Source organism: Enterobacter sp. SES19 (genome assembly GCF_011765665.1).
Classification (GTDB): domain Bacteria; phylum Pseudomonadota; class Gammaproteobacteria; order Enterobacterales; family Enterobacteriaceae; genus Enterobacter; species Enterobacter pseudoroggenkampii.
The window spans coordinates 4203033-4227741 of sequence record NZ_CP050320.1 but is presented as its reverse complement, the minus strand read 5'-3'; the positions used below and the strand labels follow the sequence as shown (position 1 = coordinate 4227741).

General features: G+C 54.6%; 19 protein-coding genes, 2 tRNA genes and 1 pseudogene. 17 read left to right on the top strand and 5 right to left on the bottom strand.

All coding sequences use genetic code 11. From position 1 onward, the window contains the following. Positions 1–53 precede the first annotated feature (53 nt). Positions 54–347 (bottom strand): ribosome assembly RNA-binding protein YhbY, encoded by a 294-nt coding sequence (gene yhbY / locus GXP72_RS20165; RefSeq protein ID WP_003861814.1) that lies wholly within the window; start codon positions 345–347, stop codon positions 54–56. A 127-nt stretch (positions 348–474) separates the two neighbouring features. On the opposite strand from yhbY, the gene rlmE reads away from it, so the two are divergent. From rlmE to GXP72_RS20135, 6 genes are all read left to right on the top strand, one after another. Beyond that, positions 475–1101 (top strand): 23S rRNA (uridine(2552)-2'-O)-methyltransferase RlmE, encoded by a 627-nt coding sequence (rlmE, locus tag GXP72_RS20160; RefSeq protein ID WP_003861812.1) that lies wholly within the window; start codon positions 475–477, stop codon positions 1099–1101. Between the two features lie 102 nt (positions 1102–1203). Beyond that, positions 1204–3138 (top strand): ATP-dependent zinc metalloprotease FtsH, encoded by a 1935-nt coding sequence (gene ftsH / locus GXP72_RS20155; protein WP_208763294.1) that lies wholly within the window; start codon positions 1204–1206, stop codon positions 3136–3138. Between the two features lie 98 nt (positions 3139–3236). Then, positions 3237–4085, top strand: a complete 849-nt coding sequence (folP, locus tag GXP72_RS20150) for a dihydropteroate synthase (protein ID WP_024906364.1) — start codon at positions 3237–3239, stop codon at positions 4083–4085. Then, on the top strand, positions 4078–5415 hold the full coding sequence (gene glmM, locus GXP72_RS20145) for a phosphoglucosamine mutase (RefSeq protein ID WP_024906365.1): 1338 nt from the start codon (positions 4078–4080) through the stop codon (positions 5413–5415). Before folP ends, glmM begins: the two co-directional genes overlap by 8 nt. A 223-nt stretch (positions 5416–5638) precedes the next feature. Continuing rightward, on the top strand, positions 5639–5971 hold the full coding sequence (secG, locus tag GXP72_RS20140; RefSeq protein ID WP_023309338.1) for a preprotein translocase subunit SecG: 333 nt from the start codon (positions 5639–5641) through the stop codon (positions 5969–5971). A 9-nt stretch (positions 5972–5980) separates the two neighbouring features. After that, a tRNA-Leu gene (locus GXP72_RS20135) sits at positions 5981–6067 on the top strand. 153 nt (positions 6068–6220) lie between these two features. Here GXP72_RS20135 and argG read toward each other — a convergent pair. Further along, a complete protein-coding gene (argG, locus tag GXP72_RS20130; protein WP_208763293.1) occupies positions 6221–7567 on the bottom strand; it encodes an argininosuccinate synthase in 1347 nt (448 codons plus the stop codon). A gap of 287 nt (positions 7568–7854) precedes the next feature. Here argG and GXP72_RS20125 point away from each other — a divergent pair. From GXP72_RS20125 to mtr, 11 genes and pseudogenes are all read left to right on the top strand, one after another. Continuing rightward, positions 7855–7931: transfer RNA gene (locus GXP72_RS20125), tRNA-Met, on the top strand. Between the two features lie 207 nt (positions 7932–8138). Then, entirely contained in the window at positions 8139–8591 is a 453-nt protein-coding gene (rimP, locus tag GXP72_RS20120; protein ID WP_014833432.1) for a ribosome maturation factor RimP, read from the top strand. A gap of 28 nt (positions 8592–8619) precedes the next feature. Next, the gene (gene nusA / locus GXP72_RS20115; protein ID WP_003861798.1) at positions 8620–10122 is read left to right on the top strand and encodes a transcription termination factor NusA; all 1503 of its coding nucleotides are present in this window, start codon (positions 8620–8622) and stop codon (positions 10120–10122) included. Between the two features lie 24 nt (positions 10123–10146). Continuing rightward, complete coding sequence (gene infB, locus GXP72_RS20110) at positions 10147–12834, top strand: translation initiation factor IF-2 (RefSeq protein ID WP_048992084.1); 2688 nt, start codon at positions 10147–10149, stop codon at positions 12832–12834. A gap of 89 nt (positions 12835–12923) precedes the next feature. After that, entirely contained in the window at positions 12924–13328 is a 405-nt protein-coding gene (gene rbfA, locus GXP72_RS20105; RefSeq protein WP_003024988.1) for a 30S ribosome-binding factor RbfA, read from the top strand. Beyond that, positions 13328–14278, top strand: a complete 951-nt coding sequence (gene truB / locus GXP72_RS20100; protein ID WP_148770242.1) for a tRNA pseudouridine(55) synthase TruB — start codon at positions 13328–13330, stop codon at positions 14276–14278. Before rbfA ends, truB begins: the two co-directional genes overlap by 1 nt. Positions 14279–14432: 154 nt before the next feature. Continuing rightward, positions 14433–14702, top strand: a complete 270-nt coding sequence (gene rpsO, locus GXP72_RS20095; RefSeq protein WP_003861789.1) for a 30S ribosomal protein S15 — start codon at positions 14433–14435, stop codon at positions 14700–14702. A 242-nt stretch (positions 14703–14944) separates the two neighbouring features. Next, a pseudogene (gene pnp / locus GXP72_RS20090) lies at positions 14945–17141 on the top strand (polyribonucleotide nucleotidyltransferase). Between the two features lie 50 nt (positions 17142–17191). Next, the gene (nlpI, locus tag GXP72_RS20085) at positions 17192–18076 is read left to right on the top strand and encodes a lipoprotein NlpI (RefSeq protein WP_023309331.1); all 885 of its coding nucleotides are present in this window, start codon (positions 17192–17194) and stop codon (positions 18074–18076) included. 180 nt (positions 18077–18256) lie between these two features. Continuing rightward, entirely contained in the window at positions 18257–20152 is a 1896-nt protein-coding gene (locus tag GXP72_RS20075; RefSeq protein ID WP_024906370.1) for a DEAD/DEAH family ATP-dependent RNA helicase, read from the top strand. Between the two features lie 142 nt (positions 20153–20294). Further along, positions 20295–21539, top strand: a complete 1245-nt coding sequence (gene mtr / locus GXP72_RS20070) for a tryptophan permease (protein WP_032650487.1) — start codon at positions 20295–20297, stop codon at positions 21537–21539. 84 nt (positions 21540–21623) lie between these two features. Here the strand turns inward: mtr and GXP72_RS20065 are convergent, their stop codons facing one another. The 3 genes from GXP72_RS20065 to GXP72_RS20055 all read right to left on the bottom strand — a co-directional run bounded on the left by GXP72_RS20065 (position 21624) and on the right by GXP72_RS20055 (position 24591). After that, entirely contained in the window at positions 21624–22631 is a 1008-nt protein-coding gene (locus tag GXP72_RS20065; RefSeq protein WP_047959535.1) for an LLM class flavin-dependent oxidoreductase, read from the bottom strand. Between the two features lie 78 nt (positions 22632–22709). Continuing rightward, positions 22710–23588, bottom strand: coding sequence for a U32 family peptidase (locus GXP72_RS20060; protein WP_208763292.1), 879 nt, complete (start codon positions 23586–23588; stop codon positions 22710–22712). A 7-nt stretch (positions 23589–23595) separates the two neighbouring features. Beyond that, positions 23596–24591 carry a peptidase U32 family protein gene (locus GXP72_RS20055; protein WP_023309326.1) on the bottom strand — a complete coding sequence of 332 codons (996 nt, stop codon included), beginning with the start codon at positions 24589–24591 and terminating at the stop codon, positions 23596–23598. Positions 24592–24709 lie beyond the last annotated feature (118 nt).

Here is a 24709-nt window from a genome sequence, read left to right as displayed (position 1 = left end):
GCTGACAGAAATCCCTCGTTTCACACAGAAAATGTGTTTAATTCAGGATATCCTTAACGTGGCAGCGAGATTTTACGCTCTTTAGACGGGCGGTAGAGCACCAGCGTTTTACCGATGACCTGTACATTACAGGCGCCGGTTTCGCGCACGATGGCTTCCACGATCAGGTTTTTAGTGTCTCTGTCTTCAGAGGCGATTTTCACCTTGATCAGCTCGTGGTGTTCCAGCGCTTGTTCAATCTCGGCAAGCACCCCTTCGGTCAAACCATTGTTGCCAAGCATCACTACAGGCTTGAGCGGATGTGCCAGACCTTTAAGGTGCTGTTTTTGTTTAGTACTCAGATTCATCGTATATTTTTGCTTACGTTGGGATTGAAAACGGTTCATTCTACCGCCATCTCCCTTATATCGCCAAATAGCTGCGTAGAAATTTACGTCACAGGCAAGCAACGATGAACCAGGACGGAAATGTTAAATGACAGGTAAAAAGCGTTCTGCCAGCTCCAGCCGCTGGCTCCAGGAACACTTTAGCGATAAATATGTTCAACAGGCACAGAAAAAGGGGTTGCGTTCCCGTGCCTGGTTTAAACTTGATGAAATACAGCAAAGTGACAAACTTTTTAAGCCGGGGATGACGGTTGTTGACCTCGGCGCGGCACCTGGCGGATGGTCCCAGTATGCGGTCACGCAGATCGGCGGAACGGGCCGAATCATCGCGTGCGATCTTTTACCAATGGATCCCATCGTCGGTGTCGACTTCCTTCAGGGCGACTTTCGTGATGAATTAGTGCTGAAAGCGTTACTTGATCGTGTAGGTGACAGTAAGGTCCAGGTTGTCATGTCAGATATGGCACCAAATATGTGCGGAACACCGGCGGTGGATATCCCCCGCGCCATGTATCTGGTGGAGCTAGCGTTAGAAATGTGTCGTGATGTACTAGCGCCTGGTGGTAGTTTTGTTGTGAAGGTGTTTCAGGGCGAAGGTTTCGAGGAGTATCTTAAGGAAATTCGCTCCCTGTTTGCGAAGGTAAAAGTTCGTAAGCCGGACTCTTCCCGGGCCCGTTCCCGTGAAGTGTATATTGTAGCGACCGGGCGAAAATGATAACCGGGAGATTTCAGACGAAAGTTTGAATGAAACTGGATATAGAGTATCCTGACGCTGTTTTTAACACAGTTGTAATATGAGGTTAATCCCTTGAGTGACATGGCGAAAAACCTAATACTCTGGCTGGTCATTGCCGTTGTGCTGATGTCAGTATTCCAGAGCTTTGGGCCCAGCGAGTCGAATGGCCGCAAGGTGGATTATTCTACCTTCCTGCAGGAGGTCAATCAGGACCAGGTTCGCGAAGCGCGTATCAACGGACGTGAGATCAACGTTACCAAGAAAGATAGTAACCGTTACACGACTTACATCCCGGTGAACGATCCTAAGCTGCTTGATAACCTTCTGACCAAAAACGTCAAGGTAGTTGGCGAGCCGCCAGAAGAACCAAGCCTGCTGGCTTCTATCTTCATTTCCTGGTTCCCGATGCTGCTTCTTATCGGCGTCTGGATCTTCTTTATGCGCCAGATGCAGGGCGGCGGTGGCAAAGGTGCCATGTCGTTCGGTAAGAGCAAGGCGCGTATGTTAACGGAAGATCAGATCAAGACCACTTTTGCAGACGTTGCCGGGTGTGACGAAGCGAAAGAAGAGGTCGGCGAACTGGTTGAATACCTGCGTGAACCGAGCCGTTTCCAGAAGCTGGGCGGTAAGATCCCGAAAGGCGTGCTGATGGTTGGCCCTCCGGGTACCGGTAAAACCCTGCTGGCGAAAGCCATCGCGGGCGAAGCGAAGGTGCCGTTCTTTACTATTTCAGGTTCTGACTTCGTTGAAATGTTCGTGGGTGTCGGTGCATCTCGTGTGCGTGACATGTTCGAGCAGGCCAAGAAGGCAGCACCGTGCATTATCTTCATCGATGAAATCGACGCCGTAGGCCGCCAGCGTGGCGCAGGTCTGGGCGGTGGTCATGATGAACGTGAACAGACGCTGAACCAGATGCTGGTTGAGATGGACGGCTTCGAAGGTAACGAAGGTATCATCGTTATCGCGGCGACTAACCGTCCGGACGTACTTGACCCTGCGCTGCTGCGTCCAGGCCGTTTCGACCGTCAGGTTGTTGTGGGTCTGCCGGACGTTCGCGGTCGTGAACAGATTCTGAAAGTTCACATGCGTCGCGTACCGCTGGCACCAGATATCGACGCGGCAATCATTGCGCGCGGTACTCCTGGCTTCTCCGGTGCGGACCTGGCTAACCTGGTCAACGAAGCAGCTCTGTTTGCCGCTCGCGGTAACAAGCGTGTCGTATCGATGGTCGAGTTTGAGAAAGCGAAAGACAAAATCATGATGGGTGCGGAACGTCGCTCCATGGTGATGACGGAAGCGCAGAAAGAGTCCACGGCATACCACGAAGCGGGTCACGCGATTATCGGTCGCCTCGTGCCGGAACACGATCCGGTGCATAAAGTGACGATTATTCCGCGCGGTCGTGCGCTGGGTGTGACCTTCTTCCTGCCTGAAGGCGACGCGATCAGCGCCAGCCGTCAGAAACTGGAAAGTCAGATTTCTACCCTCTACGGTGGTCGCCTGGCAGAAGAGATTATCTACGGTGTGGAACATGTTTCTACCGGTGCGTCCAACGACATCAAAGTCGCGACAAACCTGGCGCGTAACATGGTGACGCAGTGGGGCTTCTCCGACAAACTCGGTCCGCTGCTGTATGCAGAGGAAGAGGGTGAAGTCTTCCTGGGCCGTTCTGTGGCGAAAGCGAAACATATGTCCGATGAGACGGCACGTATCATCGACCAGGAAGTAAAATCTCTGGTAGAGCGTAACTATGCACGTGCTCGCCAGATCCTGAACGACAATATGGACATCCTGCATTCGATGAAAGATGCGCTCATGAAGTATGAGACCATCGATGCACCGCAGATTGACGACCTGATGGCGCGCCGTGAAGTGCGTCCGCCAGCAGGCTGGGAAGACCCAGGCGCTTCCAATAATTCTGACAACAATGGCACCCCGCGTGCGCCGCGTCCGGTTGATGAACCGCGTACGTCAAACCCGGGCAACACCATGTCAGAACAGTTGGGCGATAAGTAAGTTACTGCTGTTGACGCGTTTGTCTGTACCTCAAACCCTGGAGCTTGCTCCGGGGTTTTTCATTTCTGTTTAACCATATAGATATCAGGGATTTCGCCATGAAATTATTCGCTCAGGACTCGCATCTCGATCTCTCACATCCCCATGTGATGGGGATCCTGAATGTTACCCCTGACTCCTTCTCTGACGGCGGCACGCATAACACGCTTATCGAGGCGGTTAAGCACGCGAATTTAATGATTAATGCGGGTGCCACCATCATTGACGTTGGCGGCGAATCGACGCGTCCTGGTGCGGCTGACGTGTCTGTGGAAGAAGAGCTGGCGCGCGTCGTGCCGGTCGTTGAAGCCATCGCGCAGCGGTTTGAAGTGTGGATCTCCGTTGATACCTCCAAACCCGAAGTGATTCGTGAAGTGGCGAGAGTAGGCGCTCACATTATTAATGATATTCGCTCACTCACCGAGCCTGGCGCACTTGAAGCCGCGGCAGAGACGGGGTTACCGGTATGCCTGATGCACATGCAGGGCCAACCGAAAACCATGCAGGAAGCACCGAAGTATGACGATGTCTTTGCCGACGTGAATCGCTTCTTTATTGAGCATATTGCACGCTGTGAACGTGCAGGTATCCCAAAAGAGAAATTGCTGCTCGACCCGGGGTTCGGTTTCGGTAAAAATCTCTCCCACAACTATGCGTTGCTTGCGCGCCTGTCGGAATTCCATCATTTTGGCCTGCCGTTACTGGTGGGGATGTCGAGAAAGTCGATGATTGGGCAGTTGCTGAACGTGGGGCCGAGCGAACGCCTGAGCGGCAGCCTGGCCTGCGCAGTGATTGCGGCGATGCAGGGTGCGCACATTATTCGTGTCCATGACGTCAAAGAAACAGTAGAAGCCATGCGTGTGGTGGAAGCCACACTGGCAGCGAAGGAAAACAAACGCTATGAGTAATCGTAAATATTTTGGTACCGACGGTATCCGTGGGCGTGTAGGCGATGCTCCCATCACCCCTGATTTTGTCCTGAAGCTCGGCTGGGCTGCTGGCAAGGTACTGGCGCGTCATGGTTCACGTAAAATTATCATCGGTAAAGACACCCGTATTTCGGGCTATATGCTGGAGTCCGCGCTTGAAGCGGGTCTGGCAGCTGCCGGACTGTCCGCCTCCTTTACGGGCCCAATGCCAACGCCTGCAGTCGCGTATCTGACGCGCACCTTCCGTGCGGAAGCGGGGATTGTCATCTCGGCTTCTCACAACCCGTTCTACGACAACGGCATTAAATTCTTCTCCATTGACGGCACCAAGCTGCCGGATGACGTGGAAGAGGCGATTGAAGCCGAAATGGAAAAAGAGATCACCTGTGTTGATTCCGCAGAGCTGGGTAAAGCGAACCGTATCGTCGATGCGGCGGGGCGTTACATCGAATTCTGTAAAGGTACCTTCCCGAATGAGCTGAGCCTGGCTCATCTGAAAATTGTGGTGGACTGTGCAAACGGTGCGACCTACCACATCGCCCCGAATGTTTTCCGCGAACTGGGTGCGAAAGTGATCGCCATTGGCTGCGAGCCGGATGGTCTGAACATTAACGAGCAGGTGGGTGCAACTGACGTTCGTGCTCTGCAGGCGCGTGTTCTGGCGGAGAAAGCCGATCTCGGTATTGCGCTGGACGGCGACGGTGACCGCGTGATCATGGTCGACCACGAAGGTAACAAGGTCGACGGCGATCAGATCCTCTACATCATTGCACGTGAAGGTCTGCGTCAGGGCCAGCTGCGCGGCGGTGCGGTAGGTACGCTGATGAGTAACATGGGCCTGGAACTGGCGCTGAAACAGCTCGGTATTCCGTTCGTTCGCGCGAAAGTGGGTGACCGCTACGTGCTGGAAAAACTGCAGGAGAAGGGCTGGCGCATCGGTGCAGAAAACTCGGGTCACGTCATCCTGCTCGACAAAACTACCACTGGTGACGGTATCGTGGCCGCGCTGCAGGTGGTTGCCGCGATGGCGCGCAACCATATGAGCCTGCACGATCTGTGCAGCGGGATGAAAATGTTCCCACAGATCCTGGTGAACGTGCGCTTTACTGCTGGCAAAGGCGATCCGCTGGAAAATGAGAACGTCAAAGCGGTGATGGCTGATGTTGAAGCGGCTCTGGGCAGCCGTGGACGCGTGCTGCTGCGTAAGTCCGGTACCGAACCGCTGATCCGCGTGATGGTGGAAGGCGAAGACGAAGCGCAGGTCACCGAATTTGCGCACCGTATTGCGGATGCCGTGAAAGCTGCATAATCTTGCACGCTAAATGTTTAAAAAGGCGGCGTTTGCCGCCTTTGTTTTAAGCAATTCATGGCTTTTTGCTGTTTTTTTCCGCAGTTGATACAATGCGTCGAAAATGCCCTTGCGAAGGTGATTCGCTTTGGTTAGTATTCACACCCGCTTCAGTGGGAAACAAAAATCCTGCTAATTGGTCGAAGCATTGGTATGCGGCAAATCCGCAAGGAACAGGTTGATTATGTACGAAGCTCTTTTAGTTGTTTTCCTTATTGTAGCCATCGCTCTCGTAGCGCTGATTATGCTGCAGCAAGGTAAAGGCGCTGATATGGGAGCCTCCTTCGGAGCAGGCGCTTCCGGTACGCTGTTCGGTTCAAGTGGTTCTGCGAACTTCATGACCCGCACAACGGCGATTCTGGCTACGCTGTTCTTCATCATCAGTCTGGTGCTTGGCAATATCAACAGCAATAAGACCAGCAAAGGAAGCGAGTGGGAAAACCTGAGCGCGCCAGCGAAAACTGAGCAGACTCAGCCAGCTGCACCGGCTAAGCCAACCAGCGATATCCCGCACTAAGTATTCTGTACCGAGGTGGTGGAATTGGTAGACACGCTACCTTGAGGTGGTAGTGCCCTAACGGGCTTGTGGGTTCGAGTCCCATCCTCGGTACCAATATTCCAGAAGAAAGACGTCGAAAGACGTCTTTTTTTTCGTCTGTATATTGTGGTAGCGGGCAAAATGGCGGGTGGCGCTGCGCTTACCCGCCCTACAAATACCAAATAAAAAAGGCGCCTGTTGGGCGCCTTTTGCATGTCGTGCTGTCGATTACTTCTTATCGTTGTGTTCCAGATTTTCAACCTGCGGCAGGCCGTTACCGGAGCTGGCGGAGAGCAGGCCATTCTCAACATAGTTGAACAGCTTCTCACGTGTATCGGTGATGTCCAGGTTACGCATGGTCAGCTGACCAATACGATCGTCTGGTGAGAACACAGATTCACCTTTCTCCATAGTCAGACGCTCTGCTTTATAGGTCAGGTTGTCAGACACGGTGTTCAGGATTGAGTAGTCGTTACCGCGACGCAGTTCGAGGGTCACTTCACCGGTGATCGCGCTTGCCACCCAACGCTGCAGCGCATCACGCAGCATCAGCGCCTGTGGATCGAACCAGCGGCCCTGATACAGCAGTTTGCCCAGCTGACGGCCATGAGAGTGATACTGCTCAATGGTGTCTTCGTTGTGAATGCCGGTCAGCAGACGCTCGTAAGCGATGTGCAGCAGCGCCATTCCCGGGGCTTCATAAATGCCACGGCTTTTCGCTTCGATGATACGGTTTTCAATCTGATCGCTCATGCCCAGACCGTGACGACCGCCAATACGGTTAGCTTCCAGCATCAGCTCAACATCGTCAGAGAAGGTTTTACCGTTCAGCGCAACCGGATGGCCGCGTTCGAAACGCACGGTCACTTCTTCTGCCTGGATTTTGACGTTCTCGTCCCAGAACTTCACGCCCATGATCGGGTTAACGATCTTCACGCTGGAGTTCAGGAATTCCAGGTCTTTCGCTTCGTGCGTCGCACCCAGCATGTTGGAGTCGGTGGAATAGGCTTTCTCGACTGACATCTTATAGTCGAAACCGCAGGCGATCATAAACTCGGACATCTCATGACGACCACCCAGCTCGTCGATGAAGTCGGTGTCCAGCCACGGTTTGTAAATCTGCAGTTCGGCGTTGGTCAGCAGGCCATAGCGATAGAAGCGTTCGATATCGTTTCCTTTATAGGTGCTGCCGTCACCCCAGATGTTGACGCCGTCTTCTTTCATCGCCGCAACCAGCATGGTGCCGGTGACCGCACGGCCCAGCGGGGTGGTGTTGAAATAGGTCAGACCGCCGGTGGTGTTATGGAATGCACCACACTGAATAGCCGCGATACCTTCCGCGACAAGTTGCTTACGGCAGTCAATCAGGCGCGCGTTCTCTGCACCATACTCTTTAGCGCGACGAGGAATGGCATCATAGTCGTCCTCATCCGGCTGACCCAGGTTCGCAGTATAGGCATACGGAACCGCTCCCTTCTGGCGCATCCACAGCAGTGCAGCGCTGGTATCCAGGCCACCTGAGAAAGCGATGCCAATACGTTGTCCTACCGGAAGATGCTTGAGAATCGTCGTCATAGAATAAAACCCTGCTTGATTGACTGATTAGAGACCGCTTTCGCTCTCTTGTGCATTTTTATGCAAAATAAGTGAGTATTCATTTAATCATCTTTTGGCGAAGACCGGAAGAGAGTCATGCGTTTTTTGTAAAAATTTTGGTCTGATCGATCTGGCGGAAGTCGCCTTGACAGGTGGGGTCAACTATCAATATACTAAACGCCGATTTTACGTCCCGTCTTCGGTACCAAATCCCAGCATTATTTGCAAATTCTGTCCAAAACGCGTAGAATTTGCCACGTTTCAGGCGCGGGGTGGAGCAGCCTGGTAGCTCGTCGGGCTCATAACCCGAAGGTCGTCGGTTCAAATCCGGCCCCCGCAACCACTTTCCCATAAAGTTCTTTTTCAAATATACTGTGAAGACTTAGAGCCTTCGTAGCTGGATTTGAAAAAATTCTTTCGGAAAGTGCTCCAGGCCACAGTTGTGGCTATAGGGTTCAGTTATCTAAAGCCCCGATTTATCGGGGTTTTTTGTTATCTGACTACAGAATAACTGGGCTTTACGCCCTTTTTTTATGTCTTGGGGGTGGGCTTGTCCACATTAGAGCAAAAATTAACAGAGATGATTACTGCACCGGTCGAAGCACTGGGCTACGAACTGGTCGGCATCGAATTCGTTCGCGGCCGTACATCGACGCTGCGCATCTATATTGATAGTGAAGATGGCATCAATGTTGATGATTGTGCTGATGTCAGCCACCAGGTGAGTGCGGTTCTTGATGTTGAAGACCCGATTACCGTTGCGTACAACCTGGAAGTTTCCTCACCTGGCCTCGATCGCCCGATGTTCACGGCCGAGCACTATGTGCGCTTTACCGGTGAAGAAGTGGCTCTCGTTCTGCGTATGGCCGTACAGAACCGCCGTAAATGGCAGGGAATTATCAAAGCCGTTGATGGTGAAATGATCACGGTGACAGTCGAAGGCAAAGATGAAGTGTTCGCGCTGAGTAATATCCAGAAGGCGAACCTGGTTCCCCACTTTTAACAGTCTGGATTGAGGTGAAAAGCCCGCGATGAACAAAGAAATTTTGGCTGTTGTTGAAGCCGTCTCCAACGAGAAATCACTGCCGCGTGAAAAGATTTTTGAAGCGCTGGAAAGTGCACTGGCTACAGCAACCAAGAAAAAATACGAACAAGAGATCGATGTTCGCGTAGAAATCGATCGTAAAAGCGGTGACTTCGATACATTCCGTCGTTGGGTAATCGTAGAAGAAGTGACCCAGCCGACCAAAGAGATCACCCTGGAAGCCGCCCGTTTTGAAGACGAAAGTCTGAACGTGGGTGACTACGTTGAAGATCAGATTGAATCTGTGACCTTCGACCGTATCACCACCCAGACCGCTAAACAGGTTATCGTGCAGAAAGTGCGCGAAGCCGAGCGCGCGCTGGTTGTCGATCAGTTCCGCGATCAGGAAGGCGAAATCATCACCGGCGTGGTGAAGAAAGTGAACCGCGACAATATCTCCCTGGAGATCAAATCCGAAGGGTTGCCGGGTAACGCTGAAGCCGTGATCCTGCGTGAAGATATGCTGCCGCGTGAAAACTTCCGTCCAGGCGACCGTATTCGCGGCGTTCTGTACGCCGTTCGCCCTGAAGCGCGTGGCGCACAGCTGTTCGTGACCCGTTCTAAACCAGAAATGCTGGTAGAACTGTTCCGTATCGAAGTACCGGAAATCGGTGAAGAAGTTATCGAGATTAAAGCGGCGGCTCGCGATCCGGGCTCCCGTGCGAAAATTGCGGTGAAAACCAACGACAAGCGTATCGACCCGGTCGGTGCTTGCGTCGGTATGCGCGGTGCGCGTGTCCAGGCAGTGTCTACTGAGCTGGGCGGCGAACGTATTGATATCGTTCTGTGGGATGACAACCCGGCGCAGTTCGTGATCAACGCAATGGCTCCAGCTGATGTGGCGTCTATCGTTGTTGACGAAGACAAACACACCATGGATATCGCTGTTGAAGCGGGCAACCTGGCGCAGGCAATCGGCCGTAACGGCCAGAACGTACGCCTGGCGTCACAGCTGAGCGGCTGGGAACTCAACGTGATGACCGTTGATGACCTGCAGGCTAAGCATCAGGCTGAAGCCCATGCGGCGATCGATACCTTCACGAAATACCTGGATATTGACGAAGACTTCGCCACTGTTCTGGTTGAAGAAGGTTTCTCTACGCTGGAAGAACTGGCCTATGTGCCAATGAAAGAGCTGCTGGAAATTGACGGTCTGGATGAACCAACCGTTGAAGCCCTGCGTGAACGCGCTAAAAACGCACTGACCACCCTGGCACTGGCTCAGGAAGAAAGCCTTGGCGATAAGAAGCCGGCTGATGACCTGCTGAATCTGGAAGGTCTTGATCGTGCGATTGCGTTCAAGCTGGCTGCCCGTGGTGTTTGTACGCTGGAAGATCTCGCTGAGCAAGGCGTTGATGACCTGGCTGATATCGAAGGTTTAACCGACGAGAAAGCCGGCGAGCTCATCATGGCCGCACGTAATATTTGCTGGTTCGGCGACGAAGCGTAATAAACTGTAGCAGGAAGGAACAGCATGACTGATGTAACTGTAAAATCGCTGGCTGCTGAGATTCAGACCTCCGTGGACCGCCTGGTACAGCAATTTGCTGATGCAGGGATCCCGAAGTCCGCTGATGACTCGGTGACCGCGCAAGAAAAACAAACCTTGTTAACGCACCTGAACCGTGAACACGGCTCTACGCCTGACAAGTTAACGCTGCAGCGCAAAACGCGTAGCACGTTAAACATCCCTGGTACCGGTGGCAAAAGCAAATCGGTACAAATTGAAGTCCGCAAGACGCGCACCTTTGTAAAACGTGATCCGCAAGAGGCAGAACGCCTTGCCGCGGAAGAGCAGGCACAGCGTGAAGCGGAAGAACAAGCTCAGCGTGAGGCGGAAGCAGCCGCCAAACGTGAAGCAGAATTAAAAGCTGAACGTGAGGCCGCAGAAAAAGCGAAACGCGACGCAAGTGATAAAGTGAAGCGTGACGCTGCGGAAAAAGACAAAGTGAGCAATCAACAGACAGACGAAATGACCAAAACCGCCCAGGCTGAAAAAGCCCGCCGTGAAAATGAAGCTGCCGAGCTGAAGCGTAAAGCGGAAGAAGAAGCCCGCCGTAAGCTGGAAGAAGAAGCTCGCCGCGTCGCCGAAGAAGCGCGCCGTATGGCAGAAGAAAACGAGAAGAATGGTGTGAATACCGTTGAGCCGACTGAAGACACCAGCGACTATCACGTGACCACTTCTCAGCATGCGCGTCAGGCTGAAGATGATAACGACCGTGAAGTGGAAGGCGGTCGTGGCCGTGGCCGTAATGCAAAAGCTGCGCGTCCGGCGAAAAAAGGCAACAAGCACGCTGAATCCAAAGCTGATCGTGAAGAAGCACGCGCGGCTGTTCGCGGTGGTAAAGGCGGCAAGCGTAAAGGTTCCGCTCTGCAGCAGGGCTTCCAGAAGCCTGCTCAGGCCGTTAACCGTGACGTTGTGATCGGCGAAACCATTACCGTTGGCGAACTGGCGAACAAGATGGCGGTTAAAGGCTCTCAGGTCATCAAAGCGATGATGAAACTGGGCGCCATGGCGACCATCAACCAGGTGATCGATCAGGAAACCGCACAGCTGGTTGCTGAAGAGATGGGCCACAAAGTAATCCTGCGTCGTGAAAACGAGCTGGAAGAAGCAGTAATGAGCGACCGTGATACTGGCGCTGCGGCTGAACCGCGTGCACCGGTTGTGACCATCATGGGTCACGTTGACCACGGTAAAACCTCTCTGCTTGACTACATTCGTTCTACTAAGGTTGCCTCGGGTGAAGCGGGTGGCATTACCCAGCACATCGGTGCATACCACGTAGAAACTGACAACGGTATGATCACCTTCCTGGATACCCCAGGCCACGCCGCGTTTACCTCAATGCGTGCTCGTGGTGCTCAGGCGACGGATATCGTTGTTCTGGTTGTTGCCGCAGACGACGGCGTGATGCCACAGACCATCGAAGCTATCCAGCACGCGAAGGCTGCAGGTGTGCCAGTTGTGGTTGCAGTGAACAAGATCGATAAGCCAGAAGCGGATCCCGATCGTGTTAAAAACGAACTTTCCCAGTACGGTATCCTGCCGGAAGAGTGGGGCGGTGAAAGCCAGTTCGTACACGTGTCTGCGAAAGCGGGTACCGGTATCGACGAACTGCTGGACGCGATCCTGCTGCAGGCCGAAGTTCTGGAGCTGAAGGCCATCCGTAACGGTATGGCGAGCGGCGCGGTGATCGAATCCTTCCTGGATAAAGGTCGTGGCCCGGTTGCTACCGTTCTGGTTCGTGAAGGTACACTGCATAAAGGCGATATCGTTCTGTGCGGTTTCGAATACGGCCGCGTTCGTGCGATGCGTAACGAACTGGGTCAGGAAGTGCTGGAAGCGGGTCCGTCCATTCCAGTGGAAATCCTGGGTCTGTCCGGTGTTCCGGCTGCCGGTGACGAAGTGACCGTTGTGCGTGACGAGAAGAAAGCGCGTGAAGTGGCACTGTACCGCCAGGGCAAATTCCGTGAAGTTAAACTGGCTCGTCAGCAGAAATCTAAACTCGAGAACATGTTTGCCAACATGACCGAGGGCGAAGTTCACGAAGTGAACATCGTTCTGAAAGCCGACGTTCAGGGTTCTGTGGAAGCGATCTCCGACTCCTTGCTGAAACTGTCTACTGACGAAGTGAAAGTGAAGATCATCGGTTCGGGCGTAGGTGGTATCACCGAGACCGACGCTACCCTGGCTGCTGCCTCTAACGCTATCCTGGTTGGCTTCAACGTTCGTGCGGATGCGTCTGCGCGTAAAGTGATTGAATCCGAAAGCCTGGATCTGCGTTACTACTCCGTCATCTATAACCTGATCGACGAAGTGAAGGCCGCGATGAGCGGTATGCTGTCTCCTGAGCTGAAACAGCAGATCATCGGTCTGGCTGAAGTACGTGACGTGTTCAAATCACCGAAATTCGGTGCGATCGCGGGCTGTATGGTTACCGAAGGTAACATCAAGCGTCACAACCCAATCCGCGTACTGCGTGACAACGTGGTTATCTACGAAGGCGAGCTGGAATCCCTGCGCCGCTTCAAAGATGACGTTAACGAAGTCCGTAACGGCATGGAATGTGGTATCGGCGTGAAGAACTACAACGACGTTCGCGTTGGCGATATGATCGAAGTGTTCGAGATCATCGAAATTCAGCGTACCATCGCTTAATTACCGATTGTAAGCCGGGATCGCCTCGCGCCACCCGGCAATAATTTCAAAAAGGGGCTTTAGCCCCTTTTTTGTCTGGAGAATTTATTATGGCGAAAGAATTTGGTCGCCCTCAGCGCGTAGCGCAGGAAATGCAGAAAGAGATCGCACTCATTCTGCAACGTGAAATTAAAGACCCGCGCGTCGGCATGATGACCACCGTTTCCGGTGTCGAAATGTCCCGTGATTTGGCCTATGCCAAAGTGTTCGTCACCTTCCTGAACGATCAGGACGAAGCGGCAGTGAAAAACGGCATTAAAGCGCTGCAGGAAGCCTCTGGTTTCATCCGCTCCCTGCTTGGCAAAGCGATGCGCCTGCGTATCGTGCCTGAACTGACCTTCTTCTACGACAACTCGCTGGTCGAAGGTATGCGTATGTCCAACCTGGTGACCAGCGTGGTTAAACATGACGATGAGCGTCGTGTTAACCCGGCGGACGACAGCAAGGAGGACTGATGAGTCGTCCTCGTCGTCGTGGTCGCGACGTGCATGGTGTGCTGCTGCTGGATAAACCCCAGGGCGCTTCCAGCAACGACGTGCTGCAGAAAGTTAAGCGTATTTATAACGCCAACCGTGCGGGCCACACCGGCGCGCTCGACCCGCTGGCAACCGGCATGCTGCCGGTCTGTCTGGGAGAGGCGACAAAGTTTTCCCAGTACCTGCTCGACTCCGATAAGCGCTACCGCGTTATCGCTAAACTGGGCCAGCGCACGGATACCTCCGACGCGGATGGCCAGGTGGTAGAAGAGCGTCCGGTGACCTTCAGCGCGGAGCAGCTTGATGCGGCGCTGGAGAGCTTCCGTGGGGATACGATGCAGGTACCGTCGATGTATTCGGCGCTGAAGTATCAGGGGAAAAAACTCTACGAATATGCGCGCCAGGGCATTGACGTCCCGCGTGAAGCCCGTCCGATAACCGTGTATGAGCTGCTGTTTATTCGCCACGAAGGTGATGAGCTGGAGCTGGAGGTGCACTGTTCGAAAGGGACCTATATTCGCACCATCATCGACGACCTCGGTGAAAAGCTGGGCTGCGGCGCACATGTGATTTACCTGCGCCGTCTGGCGGTGAGCAAGTACCCGGTAGAGCGGATGGTGACCCTGGAGCAACTGCGCGAGCTGGTAGAACAGGCGGAAGCGCAGGGGATCGCGCCGGCAGATTTGCTGGATCCTTTGCTGATGCCGATGGACAGTCCGGCAGCGGACTTCCCGGTTGTTAATCTTCCTTTAACATCCTCCGTTTACTTTAAGAACGGCAACCCGGTTCGTACGGCGGAAGCGCCGCTGGAAGGACTGGTACGCGTGACCGAAGGCGACGAAGGGAAATTCATCGGTATGGGCGAAATGGATGGTGAGGGGCGCGTTGCGCCGCGTCGTCTGGTCGTCGAGTATCCGATCGAAGCATGACGGTGATGACGGCTCACCTTGCGATAAGCAGGGGAGACGAGTAGAATATCGCCGCTTAACGCCTGGTAAATTGTTTAACAATCTGCGGGGCGTACATGGGGTCGCTGAATTAGAGATCGGCATCCTTACATTCTTTATACTTTGGAGTTTGAAAATGTCTCTAAGCGTTGAAGCTAAAGCTAAAATCGTTTCTGAGTTTGGTCGTGGTACTAACGACAGCGGTTCTACCGAAGTTCAGGTTGCACTGCTGACTGCACAGATTAACCACCTGCAGGGTCACTTTGCAGAGCACAAAAAAGATCACCACAGCCGTCGTGGTCTGCTGCGTATGGTTTCTCAGCGTCGTAAACTGCTCGACTACCTGAAACGTAAAGATGTTGCACGCTACACCGCGCTGATCGAGCGTCTGGGTCTGCGTCGCTAAGTCTTGCGAGTTTCAGAAAAGGGGGCCTGATGGCCCCTTTTTTCAACCAGACGGCAGCAATTCACTGGAAACTATTGTATTGTTGCTATAAATGATCTTCATTGCAGAGGTTCGCGCGGCTAATGAGAGGCTTCACCCATGGGGGTGTTGGTTGTCATTAGTCGCGAGGATGCGAAGAAGGTCGGGTTAAATCGACAGCACACCGGTGGTGTGCTGTCAAACATTTAAGAAAGGACAGAACTTTGCTGAATCCGATCGTTCGTAAATTCCAGTATGGTCAACATACCGTCACGCTGGAAACCGGCATGATGGCTCGTCAGGCTACTGCTGCCGTTATGGTAAGCATGGATGACACTGCGGTATTCGTTACCGTTGTTGGCCAGAAAAAAGCTAAACCAGGTCAGGACTTCTTCCCGCTGACCGTTAACTACCAGGAGCGTACCTACGCTGCCGGTAAAATCCCGGGTGGTTTCTTCCGTCGTGAAGGCCGTCCAAGCGAAGGCGAAACCCTGATCGCGCGTCTGATTGACCGCCCGGTTCGTCCACTGTTCCCGGAAGGCTTCGTTAACGAAGTACAGGTTATCGCGACCGTTGTTTCCGTTAACCCGCAGGTTAACCCGGACATCGTAGCGATGATCGGTGCGTCCGCTGCCCTGTCACTGTCTGGTATTCCATTCAATGGTCCAATCGGTGCCGCGCGCGTTGGCTACATCAACGACCAGTACGTGCTGAACCCAACCCAGGAAGAGCTGAAAGAAAGTAAGCTGGACCTGGTGGTTGCGGGTACTGAAGCGGCTGTACTGATGGTTGAATCCGAAGCTGAACTGCTGAGCGAAGACCAGATGCTGGGCGCTGTGGTATTTGGCCACGACCAGCAGCAGATCGTTATCCAGAACATCAACGACCTGGTGAAAGAAGCCGGTAAACCACGTTGGGACTGGCAGCCAGAAGCGGCAAACGACGCGCTGAACGCACGCGTTGCTGCACTGGCAGAATCTCGTCTGAGCGATGCGTACCGCATCACTGACAAACAGGAGCGTTACGCTCAGGTTGACGTGATCAAGTCTGAAACTATCGCGACCCTGGTTGCGGAAGATGAAACGCTGGACGCTAATGAACTGAGCGACATCCTGCACGCTATCGAGAAAAACGTTGTTCGTAGCCGCGTACTGGCAGGCGAGCCGCGTATCGATGGCCGCGAAAAAGACATGATCCGTGGTCTGGATGTGCGTACTGGCGTTCTGCCACGTACTCACGGTTCCGCGCTGTTCACCCGTGGCGAAACGCAGGCGCTGGTTACCGCGACCCTGGGTACTGCACGTGATGCGCAGATCATCGACGAACTGATGGGCGAGCGCACTGACAGCTTCCTGTTCCACTACAACTTCCCTCCGTACTCCGTAGGCGAAACCGGTATGGTTGGCTCGCCGAAGCGTCGTGAAATTGGTCACGGTCGTCTGGCGAAGCGCGGCGTACTGGCCGTCATGCCAGAAGCAGACAAATTCCCGTACACCGTACGTGTAGTGTCTGAAATCACCGAATCCAACGGTTCCTCTTCCATGGCTTCCGTGTGTGGTGCCTCTCTGGCGCTGATGGATGCAGGCGTGCCAATCAAAGCCGCCGTTGCGGGTATCGCAATGGGCCTGGTGAAAGAAGGCGACAACTTCGTTGTTCTGTCTGACATTCTGGGTGACGAAGACCACCTGGGCGATATGGACTTCAAAGTAGCGGGTTCCCGCGAAGGTATCTCTGCACTGCAGATGGATATCAAAATTGAAGGTATCACCAAAGAGATCATGCAGGTTGCTCTGAACCAGGCTAAAGGTGCGCGTCTGCACATCCTGGGCGTGATGGAACAGGCGATTAACGCGCCGCGTGGCGACATTTCTCAGTTCGCTCCACGTATCCACACCATCAAGATCAATCCAGACAAGATCAAAGATGTTATCGGTAAGGGCGGTTCCGTAATCCGTGCGCTGACCGAAGAGACTGGCACCACCATCGAAATCGAAGATGACGGTACTGTGAAGATCGCAGCAACCGACGGCGAGAAAGCGAAATTCGCGATCCGTCGCATCGAAGAAATTACTGCAGAAATCGAAGTGGGCCGTGTCTACGCAGGTAAAGTGACCCGTATCGTTGACTTTGGCGCGTTCGTTGCCATCGGTGGCGGTAAAGAAGGTCTGGTTCACATCTCTCAGATCGCTGACAAGCGCGTTGAGAAAGTGACTGATTACCTGCAGATGGGTCAGGAAGTACCGGTGAAAGTTCTGGAAGTTGATCGCCAGGGCCGTATCCGTCTGAGCATTAAAGAAGCAACCGAGCAGTCTCAGCCAGCTGCTGCGCCAGAAGCACAGGCAGCAGAACAGCAAGGCGAGTAAGTTGCCATTTGCCCTCCGCTTTGCGGAGGGCCTATTATCAGGCAGGACGCCTTGTTAAGCCGCCGGGGGACAGGACGTTCATCCAATAGTTGTCTTCGGGAGTGGGAAATGAAGCCTTTTTTGCGCTGGTGTTTCGTTGCGACAGCTTTAACGCTGGCAGGATGCAGCAACTCTGCCTGGCGTAAGAGCGAAGTCCTCGCAGTGCCATTGCAACCGACTTTGCAGCAGGAAGTGATCCTGGCACGCATGGAACAAATACTTGCCAGTCGGGCTTTAACCGATGAAGAACGCGCACAGCTTTTATATGAGCGCGGAGTGTTGTATGATAGTCTCGGTCTGAGGGCATTGGCGCGAAATGATTTTTCACAAGCGCTGGCTATCCGACCTGATATGCCTGAAGTATTCAATTACTTAGGCATTTATTTAACGCAGGCAGGCAATTTTGATGCTGCCTATGAAGCGTTTGATTCTGTACTTGAGCTTGATCCAACTTACAACTACGCGCACTTGAATCGCGGTATCGCATTGTATTACGGCGGTCGTGACAAGTTAGCGCAAGATGATCTGCTGGCGTTTTATCAAGACGATCCTAATGATCCTTTCCGTAGCCTGTGGCTTTACATCGTTGAGCGTAAGCTCGATGAGAAGCAGGCAAAAGAGGCACTGAAACAGCGCTTCGATAAATCGGACAAGGAACAGTGGGGATGGAACATTGTCGAGTTCTACCTGGGCAACATTAGCGAAGCAACGCTGATGGAACGCCTCAAGGCGGACGCAACGGATAACACCTCGCTCGCTGAGCATCTCAGTGAAACCAACTTCTATTTAGGTAAGTACTACCTAAGTCTGGGGGATATGGACAGCGCTACGGCACTGTTCAAATTAGCGGTTGCTAACAACGTACACAACTTCGTTGAGCACCGTTATGCATTGTTGGAATTATCGCTCTTGGGCCAGGAGCATGACGACCTGGCAGAATCGGACCAGCAATAGCTGACGACATAAACATCAGCCCGTAATCTTTTGATTGCCATCACCTTAACTGGTGAGGGCGTTGTTGTTCGTCAATACACCTACTTTGAGCCGGTTCACACTTTTCAATGAAAATTGCTAATCATTTTCACGATGAGCTAAGTAGACTGGCCGCCATTGACATTGAGGCACTCGTACTACATGGCTGAATTCGAAACCACTTTTGCAGATCTGGGCCTGAAGGCTCCTATCCTTGAAGCCCTTAACGATCTGGGTTACGAAAAACCATCTCCGATCCAGGCTGAGTGTATCCCACACCTGCTTTCTGGTCGTGACGTGCTGGGCATGGCCCAGACTGGTAGCGGTAAAACTGCAGCATTCTCGCTGCCGCTGCTGAACAACATTGATCCGGACCTGCGTGCACCGCAGATCCTCGTTCTGGCCCCAACCCGTGAACTGGCTGTTCAGGTTGCAGAAGCCATGACGGAATTCTCTAAACATATGCGCGGCGTAAACGTGGTTGCCCTGTACGGCGGCCAGCGTTATGACGTGCAGTTACGCGCCCTGCGCCAGGGCCCACAGATTGTTGTCGGTACGCCGGGCCGTCTGCTGGATCACCTGAAGCGCGGTACCCTGGACCTCTCTAAACTGAGCGGTCTGGTACTGGATGAAGCAGATGAGATGCTGCGTATGGGCTTCATCGAAGACGTTGAAACCATTATGGCGCAGATCCCGGACGGTCATCAGACCGCGCTGTTCTCTGCAACCATGCCGGAAGCTATCCGTCGCATTACCCGCCGCTTCATGAAAGAGCCGCAGGAAGTGCGTATTCAGTCCAGCGTAACCACTCGCCCGGACATCAGCCAGAGCTACTGGTCTGTGTACGGCATGCGTAAAAACGAAGCGCTGGTACGTTTCCTGGAAGCGGAAGATTTTGATGCGGCGATTATCTTCGTTCGTACCAAAAACGCGACCCTGGAAGTGGCTGAAGCCCTGGAGCGTAGCGGCTACAACAGCGCAGCGCTGAACGGTGACATGAACCAGGCCCTGCGTGAGCAGACTCTGGAGCGTCTGAAAGACGGTCGTCTGGATATCCTGATTGCAACCGACGTGGCAGCACGTGGTCTGGACGTTGAGCGTATCAGCCTGGTTGTTAACTACGACATCCCGATGGATTCCGAGTCTTATGTTCACCGTATCGGCCGTACCGGTCGTGCGGGTCGTGCTGGCCGTGCGCTGCTGTTCGTTGAGAACCGCGAGCGTCGTCTGCTGCGTAACATCGAACGTACCATGAAGCTGACCATTCCAGAAGCGGACCTGCCAAACGCAGAGCTGCTGGGCAAACGCCGTCTGGAAAAATTCGCCGCCAAAGTACAGCAGCAGCTGGAAAGCAGCGATCTGGATCAGTACCGCGCGCTGCTGTCGCAGATTCAGCCTGTTGCTGAAGGCGAAGAGCTGGACATGGAAACCCTGGCTGCAGCACTGCTGAAAATGGCTCAGGGCGAACGTAGCCTGATCGTGCCGCCAGATGCGCCGATGCGTCCTAAGCGTGAATTCCGTGACCGTGACGATCGTTTCGAACGTCGTGGCGACCGTAACGATCGTGGCCCACGTGGTGACCGTCCAGAGCGTGGTGGTGAAGACCGTCCACGTCGTGAACGCCGTGACGCGGGTGACATGGAACTGTACCGCATTGAAGTGGGCCGTGATGATGGCGTTGAAGTTCGTCACATCGTTGGCGCGATCGCTAACGAAGGCGACATCAGCAGCCGTTACATTGGTAACATCAAGCTGTTCGCTTCCCACTCTACCATCGAACTGCCAAAAGGCATGCCGGGCGAAGTGCTGCAGCACTTTACGCGTACCCGCATCCTGAACAAGCCGATGAACATGCAGCTGCTGGGCGATGCACAGCCACGTCCTGACCGTGGCGGCGAACGTCGTGGCGGTGGTCGCAGCTTCGGCGGCGAGCGTCGTGAAGGCGGTCGCAGCGAAGGTCGCGGTGGTGAAGGTCGTCGTTTCTCCGGCGAGCGCCGCGAAAGCCGTGGCCCGCGTCGTGAAGAAGGCACCAGCCGTCGTCGTTTCGGTGACGCATAAGCCTTACGCTTCTGACGTAAAGTAAAATATACAGCCCCGATACATGCTATCGGGGCTTTTTTTATTCCCTTTGTACTCTTGTACTGGTACAGTGCGTCACATTAAAATGCAGAACCGCATGATTGACTGGAGAAAAGGCTGTATGGCGACACTAACCACCACCCAAACGTCACCTTCGCTGCTTGGCGGCGTGGTGATCATCGGCGGAACCATTATAGGTGCCGGGATGTTCTCCCTGCCCGTGGTTATGTCCGGTGCGTGGTTCTTCTGGTCGCTGGCTGCGCTGGTCTTTACCTGGTTCTGTATGCTCCATTCCGGGCTGATGATCCTCGAAGCCAACCTGAACTACCGCATTGGCTCCAGCTTCGACACCATCACCAAAGATCTGCTGGGCAAAGGCTGGAACCTGGTTAACGGGCTGTCCATCGCCTTTGTGCTCTATATCCTGACCTACGCGTATATCTCGGCGAGCGGTTCGATTCTGCATCACACCTTCTCTGAGATGTCGCTGAACGTTCCGGCGCGTCTGGCCGGGCTGTGCTTTGCGCTGGGCGTGGCGTTTATCGTCTGGATGAGTACCAAAGCGGTAAGCCGGATGACGGCGATCGTACTGGGTGCGAAGGTCATCACCTTCTTCCTGACCTTCGGCAGCCTGCTGGGGCACGTGACGCCCGCCACGCTGTTTAACGTTGCCGAAGTGAATACCTCCTACACGCCGTACCTGCTGATGACGCTACCGTTCTGTCTGGCGTCGTTCGGCTACCACGGCAACGTGCCGAGCCTGATGAAGTACTACGGCAAAGATCCGCGCACGATTGTGAAGTGTCTGGTCTACGGCACGCTGCTGGCGCTGGGGCTGTATGTGATCTGGCTGCTGGGGACGATGGGCAACATCCCGCGTCCGGAGTTTATCGGCATTGCCCAGAAGGGCGGTAACATTGACGTGCTGGTACAGGCCCTGAGCGGCGTGCTGAACAGCCGCAGCCTGGATCTGTTGCTGGTTATCTTCTCTAACTTCGCAGTGGCGAGCTCTTTCCTCGGCGTAACCCTGGGCCTGTTTGACTACCTGGCGGATCTGTTTGGCTTTGATGATTCTGCGATGGGGCGTTTCAAAACCGCGCTGCTGACCTTCCTGCCGCCGATTGTGGGTGGCCTGCTGTGGCCGAACGGCTTCCTGTACGCCATCGGCTATGCCGGACTGGCGGCAACAATCTGGGCGGCGATTGTGCCAGCGCTGCTGGCACGTAAATCACGTAAACGCTTCGGCAGCCCGAAATTCCGCGTCTGGGGCGGCAAGCCGATGATTGCGCTGATTCTGGTGTTCGGTGCTGGCAATGCGCTGGTCCACGTGCTGTCGAGTTTTAACCTGCTGCCTGTGTATCAATAAACAGAAAGCCCGGTGGCGCTGCGCTTACCGGGCCTACAGGGATCGCGTAGGCCGGATAAGGCGAAGCCGCCATCCGGCAAAAAACTACCCCACCAGCTCCTCTTTCACCTGCATCGCCAGCTCAAACGAATGCAATCGCGCCTGGTGATCGAAAATCTGGCCGTTAACCATAATTTCATCCGCCTGCGTTTCGCGCAGCACCGCCTCCAGCCCGTGACGCACTTTCGCCTTATCGCCTACCAGCGACATGCTCAGCGCCTGCTGAACGCCATACTGCTCTGACGCTGACCACAGCTGATGCATATTCTCCACCGGCGGCGGAAGCTGGCCCGTCTCACCGCGGCGCAGCTTCACAAACGCCTGCTGCATAGAGGTAAACAGGAATTCCGCGTCGCGATTGCTGTCGGCAGCAATGATGTTGATACACACCATCGCGTACGGCTTCTCCAGACGCTCGGACGGTTTGAAGTGCGTGCGGTAAAGATGCAGCGCCTGATGCAGCATATCCGGCGCGAAGTGCGAGGCAAACGCAAACGGCAGCCCCAGCTGTGCGGCCAGCTGTGCGCTGTAGAGGCTTGATCCCAACAGCCATACCGGGATCTTCTCACCGTAGCCCGGTACCGGGCGCACGTGCGGGTTCGGATCGCGCGCGTCGAACCAGTCCACCAGTTCGGCCACGTCGCGCGGGAAGTTATCGATATCGCCGCTCATATGGCGGCGCAGGGCGCGCATCGTTGGCTGGTCGCTGCCGGGCGCACGACCAAGGCCCAAATCGATACGGCCCGGATAGAGGGTATTCAGGGTGCCAAACTGCTCGGCAATCACCAGCGGGGCGTGGTTTGGCAGCATCACGCCGCCGGAGCCCAGGTGCAGAGTGGTAGTATTTGCCGCCAGATAACCAATCAGTACCGAGGTGGCGGCGCTGGCAATGCCCACCATGTTGTGGTGCTCGGCCAGCCAGTAGCGGTGATAGCCACGCTTTTCGGCCAGCTGAGCGAGATCGAGGGAGTGCGAAAAGGCTTCTCTTGCCGAGGAGCCTTGTGGGATCGGCGCCAGATCCAGCACCGAAAACGGAAGGGTTTTGTCAGTCATAACAGCTCACTTTGTCGACGGTCAATCTTTAATACTGCATTAAAAAATGATAACCATTGTTAACAAAGTGAGCCTTTTTTAGGCCTGCAGTTCCAGCCCGGCCAGACGCTTCCAGTAGCCGTTACAGTCGCTGTTTGCCGTCAGCGGCAGCGGAGCGGCGCCGTTTTCGTTGGCGCGGAAGGCATCCAGCATCGCAAACACGCCGGTATCCAGCGGCGACAGGCGCACCATATCCACCAGCCCGTCCATCGACGCCAGCTCGTTGCCGAGGTTATAGACATAGCCGCTCATGGTCTGAATGCCGTTGAGGACAAACACCTGCTGATTCTCCTGCGACAGCATGCTGCGCCCGTTCGGGTACTTAATGCAGCAGGTTTCGCACTCGTCTTTCGGACGGTCTTCCGAGCGCGCGGTAAAGCAGCGGGCAGAATAGGCCAGCGGCAGATGCCCATAGCTCAGCACTTCCACTTCAAACTGATTGCGAATGCCCAGCTCGTCGCACTGGTTAAGCAGGTTAGCCAGCCAGTCGCGGGAGAGCTCCACCGGCATGCACCAGCGCGTCATCCCCTGTTTGAGCAGCAGGCGCAGGGTCACGGCGTTATAGCAGTTCAGAGCATGCCCCGCGACAAACGGTAGCTTGCGTTCGGCGCACATATTCACCACGCCGAGATCGCTCGCTTCCAGCAGGAACTCGCCGTTTTCGACATAGCGCTTCAGCTCGCCCAGTTCAGAAGAGGCCTGCACCAGCGCAAGCGTCGAGAGCACCACCTGCTTGCCGCTGCCGGCCAGGCTTTTCGCCATGTCCAGCCAGTCGCCCACTTTGGTGGCGCGGCGCTTGCTGCACACCGCCTCGCCGAGATAAATCACATCGGCGCTGCTGGTGGCGGCCTGTTGGTAAAAATCTTCCAGCGTCTCTTTTGACCAGTAGTAGAGCACCGGTCCTAATGAATATTTCATGGTTATCTCACTGCCATTTACGGTGATACGCGCCAAGCGTGGTTTGCGTGCCTTCGGACATCGATCCGAGCGTCTCCATCCAGGCCTGCTGCGGAGCATAGTTCTGCGGGTCCGCCATGCAGCGGTCGATGGCCTGACGCCACACTTTCGCCACCTGGCTCACATAGGCCGGGCTGCGCTGACGACCTTCGATTTTCACCGAGGCAATATTGGCCGCCAGCAGTTCCGGCAGCAGCTCCAGCGTGTTGAGGCTGGTCGGCTCCTCCAGCGCGTGGTAGCGCTCGCCGTCGACCAGATAGCGGCCTTTACACAGGGTTGGATAACCGGCGTTTTCACCGTCCTGATAGCGGTCAATCAGCACCTCATTCAGGCGGGATTCCAGCCCCTGAGGGGTCTGCTGCCAGCGGACAAAGCGGGCAGGGGAGCAGGCTCCGACGGTATTCGGCGATTCACCGGTTAAATAAGAGGAAAGATAGCAACGGCCTTCGGCCATGATGCACAGGCTGCCAAAGGCAAAAACTTCCAGCGGCACTGGCGTGACGCGCGCGAGTTGCTTAACCTGATGAATAGAGAGCACGCGCGGCAGCACCACGCGAGCCACGTCAAAGTGTTGATGGTAAAAACGCACAGCTTCTTCGTTGGTGGCAGATGCCTGAACAGAGACGTGGCGCTCAATATGGGGATAGCGTTCTGCCGCATACTCAAGCATGGCGAGGTCGGCCAGGATCAGCGCATCGGCACCCAGCTGTGCCGCCATATCCACCGCGCGCTGCCAGCGGGCGTAGCCGTCAGGATGAGCAAAGGTATTGATGGCGATATGCAATTTGCGGCGGTGCTGGTGAACGAAGTTAACGGCTTCCTGAAGCTTTTTCTCCGTAAAGTTGAGGCCAGCAAAATGGCGGGCGTTGGTGTCATCTTTTAGCCCGATATAGACCGCATCGGCCCCATTTTCGATGGCCGCCTTAAGCGCCGGAAGATTTCCGGCAGGGCAGAGCAGCTCCATAATTTATCCTGATGTAGTCGATCGCAAAATTGTTAACGAGCTGGGATTTTAATTAACCCATAGGCGACAATTTTTGATTTAAGGCAGCTAATGGCGTATTGATGACACCAATAATGAG

What these genes read in the sequence shown, in the direction of transcription:
- mtr (WP_032650487.1), top strand. Translation starts at nt 20,295, where the DNA reads ATGGCGACACTAACCACCACCCAAACGTCACCTTCGCTGCTTGGCGGC.
- GXP72_RS20060 (WP_208763292.1), bottom strand. Translation starts at nt 23,588, where the DNA reads ATGAAATATTCATTAGGACCGGTGCTCTACTACTGGTCAAAAGAGACG.
- rlmE (WP_003861812.1), top strand. Translation starts at nt 475, where the DNA reads ATGACAGGTAAAAAGCGTTCTGCCAGCTCCAGCCGCTGGCTCCAGGAA.
- GXP72_RS20065 (WP_047959535.1), bottom strand. Translation starts at nt 22,631, where the DNA reads ATGACTGACAAAACCCTTCCGTTTTCGGTGCTGGATCTGGCGCCGATC.
- glmM (WP_024906365.1), top strand. Translation starts at nt 4,078, where the DNA reads ATGAGTAATCGTAAATATTTTGGTACCGACGGTATCCGTGGGCGTGTA.
- nlpI (WP_023309331.1), top strand. Translation starts at nt 17,192, where the DNA reads ATGAAGCCTTTTTTGCGCTGGTGTTTCGTTGCGACAGCTTTAACGCTG.
- yhbY (WP_003861814.1), bottom strand. Translation starts at nt 347, where the DNA reads ATGAATCTGAGTACTAAACAAAAACAGCACCTTAAAGGTCTGGCACAT.
- folP (WP_024906364.1), top strand. Translation starts at nt 3,237, where the DNA reads ATGAAATTATTCGCTCAGGACTCGCATCTCGATCTCTCACATCCCCAT.
- nusA (WP_003861798.1), top strand. Translation starts at nt 8,620, where the DNA reads ATGAACAAAGAAATTTTGGCTGTTGTTGAAGCCGTCTCCAACGAGAAA.
- GXP72_RS20075 (WP_024906370.1), top strand. Translation starts at nt 18,257, where the DNA reads ATGGCTGAATTCGAAACCACTTTTGCAGATCTGGGCCTGAAGGCTCCT.
- ftsH (WP_208763294.1), top strand. Translation starts at nt 1,204, where the DNA reads ATGGCGAAAAACCTAATACTCTGGCTGGTCATTGCCGTTGTGCTGATG.
- rpsO (WP_003861789.1), top strand. Translation starts at nt 14,433, where the DNA reads ATGTCTCTAAGCGTTGAAGCTAAAGCTAAAATCGTTTCTGAGTTTGGT.
- GXP72_RS20055 (WP_023309326.1), bottom strand. Translation starts at nt 24,591, where the DNA reads ATGGAGCTGCTCTGCCCTGCCGGAAATCTTCCGGCGCTTAAGGCGGCC.
- secG (WP_023309338.1), top strand. Translation starts at nt 5,639, where the DNA reads ATGTACGAAGCTCTTTTAGTTGTTTTCCTTATTGTAGCCATCGCTCTC.
- infB (WP_048992084.1), top strand. Translation starts at nt 10,147, where the DNA reads ATGACTGATGTAACTGTAAAATCGCTGGCTGCTGAGATTCAGACCTCC.
- truB (WP_148770242.1), top strand. Translation starts at nt 13,328, where the DNA reads ATGAGTCGTCCTCGTCGTCGTGGTCGCGACGTGCATGGTGTGCTGCTG.
- rbfA (WP_003024988.1), top strand. Translation starts at nt 12,924, where the DNA reads ATGGCGAAAGAATTTGGTCGCCCTCAGCGCGTAGCGCAGGAAATGCAG.
- argG (WP_208763293.1), bottom strand. Translation starts at nt 7,567, where the DNA reads ATGACGACGATTCTCAAGCATCTTCCGGTAGGACAACGTATTGGCATC.